The sequence below is a fragment of the Lacinutrix venerupis genome, from assembly GCF_001971745.1.
Taxonomy (GTDB): Bacteria; Bacteroidota; Bacteroidia; order Flavobacteriales; family Flavobacteriaceae; genus Lacinutrix; species Lacinutrix venerupis.
The window spans coordinates 2,541,050-2,554,089 of the sequence record NZ_CP019352.1; the positions used below are offsets into that span (position 1 = coordinate 2,541,050).

Here is a 13,040-nt window from a genome sequence, read left to right on the forward strand (position 1 = left end):
TTTTACATTTTCAATGAATAAATACATATTGAGCATTTTGCTCACAATAATTATGTGCTTTTTTGCAAAAGCACAGACATCAGATATCCAAATTAAAGTAATCACGGAATCCGAAAGCGAACCACTATTGGGAGCAACCGTTTATTTTGAACAATTGGAAAAAGGAGCGGTAACTGATTTTGATGGTATCGCAACTTTTACTAATATTCCAGACGGACAACATCAAATTATCATTTCCTATATAGGTTTTGAAACATTAAAAACTACTATACAAATCCCCAATAATTCAGATTTAATTTTCAAATTAAAAAGTGGCGGAAACGAATTAGACGAAGTTGTGATTCAATCTTCGCGAAGCACAAGAACCGTAAAGAAAATCCCAACGAGGATTGAATACATTGGAGCGGAAGAATTAAGCGAAAAAGCTATAATGAACCCAACAAATATTTCAATGGTACTTCGAGAAAGTACAGGAATACAAATGCAACAAACTTCGTTAAGTAGCGGAAACACAAATATCAGAATTCAAGGTCTTGATGGTCGCTACACACAACTTTTGAGAGATGGTTTTCCTCTTTATGGTGGTTTTTCAAGCGGTTTGAGCATTCTGCAAATTCCGCCTTTAGACTTGCAACAATTTGAAATTATTAAAGGAAGTTCCTCAACGCTTTATGGTGGTGGTGCAATTGCAGGTTTAATAAATATGGTTTCAAAAACGCCTGATTTTGAACCAGATTTAGATATTATGCTCACACAAACACAAGCTTTGGGAAGCACCGCAAACGTATTTTACAGTAAACGAAACGAGAAATTTGGCGTTTCGTTGTACGGTTCAGGTCATTACCAAAAAGCATATGACCCAGAAGATGATGGTTTCAGCAATTTGCCCAAGACCAAATCTATTTCATTCAACCCAAAAATATTTTATTATCCTTCGGACAAAACAACATTTTGGTTCGGTTTAAACGGAACGTATGACGAAAGAATTGGTGGCGACATTACAAAAATAGAAAATGGCGAAAACGGAATTCATCAATATACCGAAGAAAACACATCAAAAAGATTGAGCAGTCAAGCGGTTTACAAAACACAATTAGATTCCGTGAGTTCTTTCAATATTAAAAATAGTGTTTCATTTTTCGACAGAAATTTAGCCATTCCAGACTTCACTTTTGATGGCAAACAAATAAATTCATTCACGGAAATTTCATATCAAAAAGAAACTGAAAAAGCAGATTGGATTTTCGGAGTAAATTTATATACATCAAACTTTGATGAAAATGATGATGCGACTTTACAACGTGACCAAACCGATGTAACCTACGGAGCTTTTGCAAATAACATCTACGATATTTCAGACAGTTGGATTTTAGAAACTGGTTTGAGAGCAGATTATAATACTGATTTTGGTTTTTTTCCACTTCCGAGAGTTTCATTATTATATAAAAATACTACTGGATTTTCGAGCAGAATTGGTGGTGGATTGGGTTACAAAATACCAGATATTTTTACCGAAGAAGCAGAATTTGTCAATTTTGAAAATGTACTCGCAATAGATAAAAATGCACTAAAAGCAGAACGTTCTTACGGTGTAAATCTTGATTTCAATTACCAAACTCGATTGTTTGAAACCATTGGTTTTTCAGTAAATCAATTATTTTACCTTACTGCAATTAATAATGGTTTATTGCTAAATAATACGGATAATGGCTTTTTTAAGTATGAAAATGCAACTGACGAAATTTTGAGCAAAGGTGCAGAAACAAACATAAAATTCACTTACAAAGATTTCAGGTGGTTTTTAAATTATGCTTTTATCGATACCAAGTTGAACTATCTGGCGGGAAATCCACAAAAACCATTAACTGCTAAACACAATGCTGGAAGTATTTTGATGTACGAATCTGACAAATGGCGAATAGGTTACGAAACGTTTTACACAGGAAAACAATTTCTATCCAACGGAACGGAAACGACAGATTTTGTAACAATGGGATTATTGGCAATGCGAAACTTTAAATTTGGTAGCGTTTTCGTGAATTTTGAGAATTTTACAGACAGACGACAAAGCAGGTTTACACCTTTGGTTTTGCCACCACACGAAAACCCAGAGTTTCCTGAAATCTACGCACCAACAGATGGATTTATTTTTAGTGTTGGCGTAATAATCAAACCATTTGGAAACGAAGACCACGATTAGTTATGCAAACGATAGAACAATTTTTAGAGTCAAAAGATATACGTGTAACAGCAATGCGCTTGCTAATTTATAAGTTTCTTGCAGGGAAAGAAGTGGCAGTAGCGTTGAGTGATATTGAAAATGCTTTTGACAAAGCCGATAGAACGACATTGTACAGAACTGTAAAAACATTTGAAGAAAAAGACATTGTACATCAAATAGACGATGGCACAGGAATTACAAAATATGCATTGTGCGAAAAAGGTTGCAATTGCGAGATTGAAACCGATTTACACTTGCACTTTCATTGCAACAATTGTAACGAAACTATTTGTTTAACCGAGCATAAAATTCCGCAGATTAAAGTGCCAAACGGTTATATTTCCGAAGATATAAATTTGGTCGTAAAAGGTATTTGCGACAAATGTAGCGGACAATAAATGCACTTCTGTTGCACTTAAATTCACAGTATATTTATACTAAATTATTTATAAAAAACGATGATACAAATATTAAATTCAGAAAAAAGCAATTTGATTTCAGCGAAATTAAGTGGAAAAATCTCAAAAGCCGATGTGGAAAATATTCATTCACGCATTCATAACATTTTGGAAAATTACGATAAGGTAGAATTTTATTTTGAAATGGAAAATTTTGATGGTTACACCATTAAAGGGTTTTGGGAAGATATAAAAACCGATGCTTCACATCTTTCAGATTACGGAAAAATGGCATTCGTTGGCGAAAACAAATGGCAAGAATGGGTAGCAAAAGCAACCGATTTTTTCACAAGTTCCGATGTGAAATTTTTCGATTTAGAAAATAAGAAAAACGCAAAACTTTGGATTAACCAATAGTATTTTAAATGAAAAAACAACAAATTGATTTAAAAGACCTAAAAGCCCATTCAGAAAAGGAACACAGTCACGACGACGGTCATAATCACGGTAACAATTCCAGTAATTTTAAAACCTATATTCCAGCGATAGTGAGTTTAATTATGCTCATCGTTGGTATTGGATTAGATTATTTTGATGTTGCATTTTTTAAGAATTGGATTCGCATTATTTGGTACGGAATTGCTTATTTACCTGTTGGGTTTCCAGTTTTAAAAGAAGGTTGGAAAAGTATAACGAAAGGCGATGTTTTTACCGAATTTTTTTTAATGTCAATCGCAACTATTGGTGCATTTATTATTGGCGAATATCCCGAAGGCGTTGCTGTAATGTTGTTTTATGCAGTTGGCGAGTTGTTTCAAAATGCAGCAGTCAATAGAGCCAAATCAAACATAAAAGCACTTCTCGATGTTAGACCAAACAAAGCATTAGTATATCGAAATAATGATTATGTTTCGGTTAATCCTGAAACTGTTGAAATTGGCGAAAAGGTTCAGGTTCGTGTTGGCGAAAAAGTACCTTTAGACAGCATTTTACTTTCTGAAAAAGGCTCATTTAATACAGCTGCTTTGACAGGCGAAAGCAAACCAGACACTATTGCCAAAGACGAAAAAGTTTTTGCGGGAAGTATTAATCTCGATGGCGTTATTGAAATTGAAACCACCAAAGAATTTAAGGACAGTTCCATTGCTCGTATTCTCGATATGGTACAAAATGCCACAGCTCGTAAATCAAAAACGGAATTATTCATAAGAAAATTCGCAAGAGTTTATACACCAATCGTTGTGTTTTTAGCGATTGGTGTTACGTTTTTACCTTACTTTTTTGTAGATGATTATATCTTTAGAGATTGGTTATATCGTGCATTGATTTTCTTGGTAATTTCTTGTCCTTGCGCGTTGGTAATCTCAATTCCATTAGGCTATTTTGGCGGATTGGGAGCAGCTTCAAAAAACGGAATTTTGTTTAAAGGTGCATCTTTCCTCGATGCAATGACCAAAATTAACACGTTGGTAATGGACAAAACAGGAACAGTTACAAAAGGTGTTTTCAAAATAAAAGAAGTAAAAGCAATCGGTTTGGAAGAAACCGAATTTATGAAATACCTAATGGCGATGGAAGAGCAATCTACACATCCAATCGCTAAAGCCATTTTGGAATACAAAGCAGATGACCAAGATTTTAATGCAACTGAAGTTTCAGAAATCGCTGGAAAAGGTTTGAAAGGAACTGTAAACAAAAAAACCGTTTTAGTAGGGAACAAAGCTTTAATGACAGCCAATAAGATAGAAGTTGCCAAAGAAACAGATTCGATTGTAGAATCGATTGTTTTAGTTGCTATCGATGGAAAATTTGCTGGTTATGTAGTTATTGCGGATGAATTGAAAGAAGATGCCAAAGAAACAATCACCAATTTGCATAAAGTTGGGATTGATAAAATTATGATGCTTTCTGGCGACAAAGATTCCATCACACAAAAAGTCGCAAAAGAATTAAATATTGAAATAGCCAAAGGTGGATTATTACCAGAAGATAAATTGAACGAAGTCGAAATTTTAAAACAGAACAAAGAAAATAAAGTTGCATTTATTGGCGACGGAATAAACGACGCACCAGTTTTAGCAGCAAGTGATGTCGGAATTGCAATGGGTGGTTTAGGTAGCGACGTCGCTATTGAAACCGCAGACGTGATTATTCAAACTGACCAACCATCTAAAGTGGTAAGAGCAATTAAAATAGCTCGTTCTACTCGAAAAATTGTGTGGCAGAATATCGGTTTGGCTTTTGGAGTGAAAGTAATTGTACTGATTTTGGGAGCAGGTGGATTAGCAACAATGTGGGAAGCTGTTTTTGCTGATGTTGGCGTGGCACTTTTGGCAATTTTAAATGCTGTGAGATTGCAGAAAATGAAGTGGAATTGAGCAACATTGTGTAAAAGTTTGGTGCTAACTTGAAAAATCGATACTAAAAATGCCAACGCTCAAGGCCATACACATTTACAGTCGCTAAAGCCAACGCACCACCAAAACTGTAAAAGAGTATGTCTTGCCAACGCTCACTTTTGAATTAAATAACAAACATCGGAAAACCAATTTGGAATGACAATCTGAACGTGGAAAGCACTATGCACAACAACTTATATAGCTCATAGCTAATTAGTTACCAAGACAAAGGTAAGGTTTATTTATGAAGTCGCCAGTTTTTTAAATTTAATTATATTTGAGAAAAAGTAAATATAAAAATTTAAAAAACTGGCTTGTGCTTAACCGAAAGGCAATCGCTATTTTACACGCTACGAGCCATATACAAGACCGTTAAACGAACCTTTTATAAAATTCATAAAAAAAGCACAGTTTATAAACTGTGCTTTTTGCTTTTCTATTTTGAGATTCCTGCATTCGCAGGAATTTGTTACTCTATATATCCCATTTTACGCATCCAGTCGTCGTTAAACATTTTACCTACATAACGAGAACCATGATCGTGAAATAATACTACAACTACATCGTCTTTAGTAAAGTGCTCTTTTAACTGTAGTAAACCTTTTATGGCTGCTCCTGCAGAGTTGCCTAAAAACATACCTTCTTCTTTTGCTAAAAGCTGCGTGTAAACTGCCGCATCTTTATCGGTTACTTTTGTAAAACCATCAATGACATCGAAATTTACATTTTCTGGTAAAATATCTTCTCCAATACCTTCTGTAACGTATGGATAAATTTCTTTTTCGTCGAAAATTCCTGTTTCATGGTATTTTTTAAATACAGAACCATAAGTATCTATTCCCCAAATTTTAATGTCTGGATTTTGCTCCTTTAAATATTTACCAACTCCAGATATGGTTCCGCCTGTTCCTACTCCAACAACAAAGTGTGTAATTTTACCTTCGGTTTGTTTCCAGATTTCTGGTCCTGTGCTTTGGTAATGTGCTTTGGTATTACTTGGATTATCGTACTGGTTTACGTACCATGAATTTGGTGTTTCTTCACCTAATCTTTTTGATACTGAATAGTATGATCTTGGATCTTCTGGCTCAACATCTGTCGGGCAAACTACAACTTCTGCGCCTACAGCACGAAGTATATCCATTTTTTCTTTAGATTGTTTATCGCTAATTACAAAGATGCATTTGTAACCTTTTACAATGGCTGCTAATGCTAAGCCCATTCCTGTGTTTCCAGAAGTTCCTTCTATAATGGTTCCGCCTGGTTTTAAACGGCCGTCTGCTTCTGCATCTTCAATCATTTGCAATGCCATACGGTCTTTAACAGAGTTTCCTGGGTTAAAGGTTTCGTATTTTGAAAGCACTAAGCAAGGTAGGTCTGCTGTTAACTTATTTATTTTTACTAATGGTGTATTACCTATAGTTTCTAGAATGTTTTTTGCGTATTGCATGTAATTTTTTTTATTGGTGCAAAAGTAATAAAAAGCCTAAACTTAAGAGAACTATACTTTATTAAATAAAAGAGATTTTATATAGTGGAACGCGTTAGCGGTTGGAGCATTGTTGGAGCTCCTCGCAGAGAGCGACTGCGGAAAACGCGACCTTTAGGTAACGCCCAAATTATTTTATTCGAAACGAATAGCTTTTACTGGAGATATTTTGGTTATAATGTAAGATGGTATTAACAGCATTGCTAAGCAGAGTACAAATGTGCCTAGATTTAATAACAATATGTAATCTAAGCTTATGTATACTGGAATAATTGTCATGTAATACTGTTCTGGGTTTGGAAACTTTAATATACCAAAATATTTTTGCGCATATAGTAAACTTAATCCTATTAGGTTACCCCAAAAAAGGCCTATAATTATAAGATAGGTTGCATTGTAAACAAATATTTTTCTAATACTATTGCTACTGCTTCCCATGGCTTTAAGGATACCAATCATTTGTGTTCGTTCCATAATTAGTACAAGTAATGCAGTTATCATGTTAATACCTGCTACAAGAATCATGATACCAATGATGCCTGCTATATTCTTATCGAATATTCCAATCCATTCGAATACTAAACTAAATTTTTGCTTTACAGATACCACGTTTAAAGTAGATGGTGTTTCTTGAAAAATAGCTTTTGTTTTTTCGTCTAAAGCATTGAAATTATCTATAAAAACTTCAAAATTTCCTATTTGGTCTGGCTCCCATTTATTTAAACGTTGAATGTGTTTTATGTCTCCAATGGCAAATTGCTGATCGAATTCTTTAAAACCAGAATTATAAATACCTACAATTTTATAAGGAAGGATTCTAGGTGCTTTGTTAAGGTCTTTTCTTAAAAAATAAGCATTTACGGTATCTCCTATTTTTAAGTTTAGCCTGTTTGCAAAGTATTGAGATATTAAAAGATTTTCGTTTCTTTTATTAGAAAAATCTGGTAACTCACCTTCTACTAAATATTCTTTTAAATATTGCCAATCGTAGTCTGCACCAACTCCTTTTATTACAACACTCTCAAAAGTATCTTCTAGTCTAAAAACAGCGTGTCTTGTTGCAACTCCTTGTATATGTTTTACTCCTTCTACACTATTGAAATTTGGATAAAAATCTTGGTTTATTGATATAGGATTTTCGCTTTCCTGAGAGTTATTTGTATCGTATTTAGCAATTGTTGCATGCCCATTAAAAGCTACTACTTTGTCTCTTATTTTTTGCTGAAGACCAATTCCGGTGGCTATAGCAATCATCATTACTATAATTCCCAATGCAATTGCCACGATACCAATTTTTATTATTGGTGCCGATATACTACTTTTATACGCTTTACTGTCTATAATGCGTTTAGCTATAAAATATTCTAAATTCAAAAAAGTTATGAGTGTACAATTAATGTGGTGTAAAAATACTGTTTTATTATTTCTTTTTTTAGGAATTTCTTGCGGAAAGACTAATAAATTTGAAACAATTAGCGAAAAGCTAGATGTAAAAAATGAAAACACTCTAAGCAAAAAAGATAATCTAGAAAGCTTTAAACCTATTATTGTTGGTGCAAACCAAACTGAAGCTTATTTAAATTTATTAAAAAATAAAAATGTAGGCATTGTAGCAAACCAAACAAGTGTTGTGTTTAAAGAACATACTGCTTCTACTTTTAAAAATAAAAAGAACACTCACCTTGTAGACTCTTTACTTTCTCTTAATGTTAATATAAAAAAGGTGTTTGCTCCAGAACATGGTTTTAGAGGTCAAGCTGATGCCGGTGAAGTGGTTAAAGATGGTTTTGACACTAAAACCGGTTTACCTATAGTATCTCTTTATGGTAGTAATAAAAAGCCTTCGCCAGAACAGTTAAAAGGTTTAGATGTTGTGGTTTTTGATATTCAAGATGTAGGAGCTCGTTTTTACACTTACATTTCGTCATTACATTATGTTATGGAGGCTTGTGCCGAAGCTAATATTCCTGTAATAATTTTAGACAGACCAAACCCAAATGGACATTATATTGATGGTCCTATTCTAGAAGAAGAACATAAAAGCTTTATTGGTATGCATCCTATTCCTGTAATACATGGTATGACGATTGGTGAATATGCGCAAATGATTAATGGTGAAAATTGGCTAAATAACAATATAAAATGTGAGCTTACTGTTATAACAATGAAAAACTACAACCATAAATTTACATATAGTTTACCTATTAAACCGTCTCCTAATTTACCTAATGATATTGCCATAAACTTATACCCAAGTCTTTGCTTTTTTGAAGGCACAAACATAAGCGTTGGTCGTGGCACAGAATTACAGTTCCAAATTTATGGCGCTCCTTTTTTACCTAAAACGGACTTTAGCTTTACACCTCAACCTAACTTTGGATCTAAGTACCCAAAACATGAAAACAAAGTATGTTATGGTGTTAACTTAACTAACTCTCCTAAATTAAATAGCTTAGATTTAAGTTATTTAATAAATGCTTATAATGCTACAAGCGATAAAAGTAAATTCTTTTTAACTAACGGATTCTTTACAAAACTTGCAGGAACAAAACAATTACAAAACCAAATTGAAGCTGGAGAAAGTATAGAAAATATAAAAGCCACCTGGAAAGATGGCTTAGATAAATTTAAAAAAATTAGAAGTAAATATTTACTTTATAATTAATTCTCGTATCTGGTTCCATTAGGACGTAAATTATTTTTTCTATAATCTGCACGAGTTTGTTTCTCTACATTTTTTCCTTGCACGTCTGAAAGGTTGTAGGTTACTTTTTTAATTTCTATTTCGGTAGTTTGCCTTGTTGGTGGTGTTGGTTTTTCAACCTCTGCAACGTCTCTACTGTTTTCATTTTTAAGTCTTGCAGCTTTTTTGGCTTCTTCTCTTTCTGCTGCAATTTCAAATATATTTTTCTTATTTACATTAGAAACAACTTTTGGCTCTCTTTGTTTACGAGTGCTTACTTGCGCCTTAGCCTTTTCTACTTTTTTAGTTTCTTCTGGTTTAGCTTCTGCTACACGAGTATCCACTTGCTCGACAACTTTAGGCTCCTTTTTAAGTGGTTTCATATTCCTAGCTATTTGCTCTTCTTCACTTAAACTCGATCTTAAAATACTCTCCTCTAAGTCTTCTATAGCATTTTTGGGCTTAGGTATATCTACTAATCTATTTGCTCCTACTGTAATTAAAACATCTTCTCTATAAACAACAATAGTATAACGTCCTTTTTTAAAGTGGTATAGTGGAATTTTAACTTCTGGTGCATCAACATCTATAAATACTGTATCTTTTTCATCATGACTTAAAAAAGAAACACGTAATATATTTTTATCACTTTTAAGTGATAATGTATCTAATGTAAAGTTTAAAGTTTGTTCTAAACCGGAAGCACGTTCATTAATATTTTTTTGAATATTTGTTAATGGTGCTTGCTGTCCGTAGGAAGACATGCCTAACAATAAAGCGAATACAAGTAAATTTAGGATTTTTTGGGTTTTCATGACTGAAATTTTTACTAATTATTAAATTTTGCTAAAAATCAATTAGTTTCAGGTACACAAAAGTAAAGCAAATACTACTTATACATCTGTGTTTCATATATAATTTAGGGTAATTTAGCCGAAAAGCCCAATATAGTCGGCAAAATGCAATTTTATCTGATAATCAATCACTTAATAAATTTTTTGGTATAATCCATTAGCATAAAACATAAGTTTTGTTAAAAAACTAAAGAATATATGTTTTAATTAGCAAAACATTAAAAAAAATACAACCTAATGAGTAGGTTTTCTATATTTATGGAAAGGTTGTTTTAAAAGATGCTTTAAACTTGCATTTTCTTCGGCATTAGGAAAAGTATCTACTCCATATACTATTTTCTCTCTGTCTAAATACATGTAGGTTCCAAAAATACGATCCCAGATAGAAAATATATTGCCGTAGTTAGAATCGGTATAAGGTAATTTAAAATGATGATGTATTTTATGCATATCTGGAGAAACTACAACATAACTTAACACTTTATCTAATTGCTTAGGCATTTTAATATTTGCATGGGTAAATTGTGTGAAAATTAAAGACATAGATTGATATAACATAACAATACCTATTGGAGCTCCTATAACAAAAACTCCTGCTAGCGTAAATATAAAACGTATTATACTTTCTAAAGGATGATGCCTGTTTGCAGTGGTTGTATCTACTTCGTGATCGCTATGGTGTACTAAATGTACCATCCACAATACACTTATTTTATGCTCTGTAAAATGTGCTAAATAAGCGCCAATAAAATCCAGTAATAATAATCCTAATATTACATATAACCACAACGGCATTTCTGGTAACCAATTAATAATTCCAAAATTGTTATTAGTTACCCAATCTGCTGTTTTTAATAATAAAAATGCCAGAGCAAAATTTACTATAATTGTTGTAAATGTAAAAAACAGATTTGGCCAAGCATGTTTCCATTTTTTATAACTAAAATTAAATAATGGCAAAATGCCTTCTAAAACCCAGAATAATGTAATTCCACCAACAAGAATAATACTTCTATGAAGAGATGGTATCGTTTCGAAATAAGATATTATAGTTTCCAAAAAATTTTATTTTAAAGATAAACAAATAATTTATTTCAATTTTTAAAAAGAAAAACTTAGCTGTAAGCTTATAATCGAGCTAAAAATAGTAGCATTAAACTTTTATTTTTTCTTTCATTTTCTCAACAATATTAAAAGCGGCAGGACAAATAGCAACATTTTTAATTGTTAAATTAGATATTTGTTGAAACTTCTTTCTATTGGTATGCGGAAATTCGCTACAAGCTTTTGGTCTTACACTGTAAATAGAACAGTAATTATCTGCACCTAAAAAAATGCATGGCACACTTTGTAAAACATAGTCGTTATCTTCGTCTACTCTTAAAAATTGTTCTATAAACTTTTGTGCTTTCATTTTAAAATGTTTTGAAATTCTCTCAACATCTTTATCTGTAAACAATGGACCAGTAGTTTTACAACAATTAGCACAGGTTAAACAATCGGTTTTTTTAAATTCTTCATCATGCAATTCCTGCATGATATAATCTAATTGTTTAGGTGGCTTTTTTTTTAGCTTCGTAAAAAAAGTTTTATTCTCCTTATGCTTATCTTTGGCAAGCTTTGGAAGATTATTTAAAAGTTCTTTCATAGAAAACAAAAATAATGTTTTCGTTTTTACAAAGAAACTATGACTAAAGTTATATTTATGTAAATAGATTAATACAACAAAAGTCTAACAATACAATTAAATGAAAAAGGACATATTTGGTAAAGCTATATTAGATTTTTACAATAAAAATAGTACCGAAGATATTATTACTTCCACGAACATATCAGACGAAGATATTTTACCTCTAGATTACTTATTTAGAAGCTATACCGAAATGCCAAAACTTGAAAAAAAAGCATTAAAACTAGCTAAAGGAGAGGTTTTAGATGTTGGTTGCGGTGCCGGTAGTCACAGTTTATGGCTACAAGAAAAAGGTTTTAAAGTTAAAGCTATAGATATATCTAAAGGCGCTATTGAGGTTTGTAAAAAAAGAGGTGTTTTAAACACTAAACTATTGCCACTTTTAGAAGAGAAACAAAATTTTGATACCATTTTGTTATTAATGAATGGTACTGGAATATTTCAAACAATTTTAAATTTACCAATATATTTAAATCATTTAAAGAGTTTATTAAATGAAAAAGGTCAAATTTTAATAGATTCTAGCGATATAAAATATATGTATGAAGATGAAGATGGTGGTTTTTGGCAAGATCTTAATTCTGGATATTACGGAGAATTAGATTACTTTTTAAGTTATAAAGGCGACAAAGAAGAGCCAATGAAATGGCTATATCTTGATTTTAGCACTTTAAATATTGCTTGTGCTACGGTTGGCTTAAAATGTGAACTAATTGCCGAAGGCGATCATTTTGATTATTTGGCAAAGCTATATGTAGCAGAATAAAGGCTACAGATTATAGCCTTTTTCTGATAATTGTGCTATAACGCCACGATACACACCGCTACTCCACATCTCGGAAATTTTGCTCATAGACTCGTTCATAGAATCTTGAGATCCTAAAATTTTCTGCCCAGTATCACTTTTATAGAATTCGTTTAAAACAACTTTATCACCTTCTGTAAGTGCATCTTTTTTAAACATATTTTTTCCTGCCTTAGAAGCATATAAATTATTCATGTTTTTAACATCTTCGTGTGTAAAATGACCTCTATATGCAGACACAATCATTTGAGCTAACTCGTCCATTGCGTCTTGTTTGCCTTTTTTAATTTCTGCCCAAACAGCTTCTGGTACATTTTCATCTGTAAATTGTACTTTAAGCATATCGTACATTTGCTCCATTACATCTTCGTAATAAGACATTGTACCGTTACTTTTAACACACTTTTTTACATCTTCGCTATATGCATCGACTTGAGCAAAACTTGCTGAAGCACATATAAAAAACAATAATACTGTATATATTTTTTTCATAATTTATAT

Annotated in this window: 12 protein-coding genes; 6 read left to right on the top strand and 6 right to left on the bottom strand. The window is 32.3% G+C overall.

Annotated elements, in window-relative coordinates:
- The first annotated feature begins 13 nt into the window (after positions 1-13).
- From BWR22_RS11525 to BWR22_RS11540, 4 genes are read left to right on the top strand one after another with little or no spacing between them, the layout of a single operon-like run.
- Positions 14-2,200, top strand: a complete 2,187-nt coding sequence (locus tag BWR22_RS11525; RefSeq protein ID WP_076733814.1) for a TonB-dependent receptor — start codon at positions 14-16, stop codon at positions 2,198-2,200.
- Positions 2,201-2,202: 2 nt separating this feature from the next.
- Entirely contained in the window at positions 2,203-2,619 is a 417-nt protein-coding gene (locus BWR22_RS11530; protein ID WP_076733815.1) for a Fur family transcriptional regulator, read from the top strand.
- A gap of 60 nt (positions 2,620-2,679) precedes the next feature.
- The gene (locus BWR22_RS11535) at positions 2,680-3,036 is read left to right on the top strand and encodes a SpoIIAA family protein (protein WP_076733816.1); all 357 of its coding nucleotides are present in this window, start codon (positions 2,680-2,682) and stop codon (positions 3,034-3,036) included.
- Positions 3,037-3,044: 8 nt separating this feature from the next.
- Positions 3,045-4,997, top strand: coding sequence for a heavy metal translocating P-type ATPase (locus BWR22_RS11540; RefSeq protein ID WP_076733817.1), 1,953 nt, complete (start codon positions 3,045-3,047; stop codon positions 4,995-4,997).
- Between the two features lie 490 nt (positions 4,998-5,487).
- On the opposite strand, the gene BWR22_RS11545 is transcribed toward BWR22_RS11540, so the two are convergent.
- Together BWR22_RS11545 and BWR22_RS11550 are read right to left on the bottom strand one after the other, a co-directional pair.
- A complete protein-coding gene (locus tag BWR22_RS11545) occupies positions 5,488-6,468 on the bottom strand; it encodes a PLP-dependent cysteine synthase family protein (protein WP_076733818.1) in 981 nt (326 codons plus the stop codon).
- 174 nt (positions 6,469-6,642) lie between these two features.
- Complete coding sequence (locus BWR22_RS11550) at positions 6,643-7,881, bottom strand: ABC transporter permease (RefSeq protein WP_076733819.1); 1,239 nt, start codon at positions 7,879-7,881, stop codon at positions 6,643-6,645.
- A gap of 7 nt (positions 7,882-7,888) precedes the next feature.
- On the opposite strand from BWR22_RS11550, the gene BWR22_RS11555 reads away from it, so the two are divergent.
- A complete protein-coding gene (locus BWR22_RS11555) occupies positions 7,889-9,172 on the top strand; it encodes an exo-beta-N-acetylmuramidase NamZ family protein (protein WP_241828205.1) in 1,284 nt (427 codons plus the stop codon).
- Here the strand turns inward: BWR22_RS11555 and BWR22_RS11560 are convergent.
- From BWR22_RS11560 to BWR22_RS11570, 3 genes are all read right to left on the bottom strand, one after another.
- Positions 9,169-10,005, bottom strand: coding sequence for a hypothetical protein (locus tag BWR22_RS11560; RefSeq protein WP_156875599.1), 837 nt, complete (start codon positions 10,003-10,005; stop codon positions 9,169-9,171). The two genes, BWR22_RS11555 and BWR22_RS11560, sit on opposite strands and share 4 nt — an antisense overlap.
- Positions 10,006-10,278: 273 nt before the next feature.
- Positions 10,279-11,103: a sterol desaturase family protein gene (locus BWR22_RS11565; RefSeq protein WP_076733821.1), complete on the bottom strand. Its 825-nt coding sequence runs from the start codon at positions 11,101-11,103 to the stop codon at positions 10,279-10,281.
- 94 nt (positions 11,104-11,197) lie between these two features.
- The gene (locus tag BWR22_RS11570; RefSeq protein ID WP_076733822.1) at positions 11,198-11,692 is read right to left on the bottom strand and encodes a YkgJ family cysteine cluster protein; all 495 of its coding nucleotides are present in this window, start codon (positions 11,690-11,692) and stop codon (positions 11,198-11,200) included.
- 100 nt (positions 11,693-11,792) lie between these two features.
- On the opposite strand from BWR22_RS11570, the gene BWR22_RS11575 reads away from it, so the two are divergent.
- Positions 11,793-12,500 carry a class I SAM-dependent methyltransferase gene (locus BWR22_RS11575; protein WP_076733823.1) on the top strand — a complete coding sequence of 236 codons (708 nt, stop codon included), beginning with the start codon at positions 11,793-11,795 and terminating at the stop codon, positions 12,498-12,500.
- A gap of 3 nt (positions 12,501-12,503) precedes the next feature.
- Here the strand turns inward: BWR22_RS11575 and BWR22_RS11580 are convergent, their stop codons facing one another.
- The gene (locus BWR22_RS11580) at positions 12,504-13,031 is read right to left on the bottom strand and encodes a DUF2059 domain-containing protein (RefSeq protein ID WP_076733824.1); all 528 of its coding nucleotides are present in this window, start codon (positions 13,029-13,031) and stop codon (positions 12,504-12,506) included.
- Between the last annotated feature and the right edge of the window lie 9 nt (positions 13,032-13,040).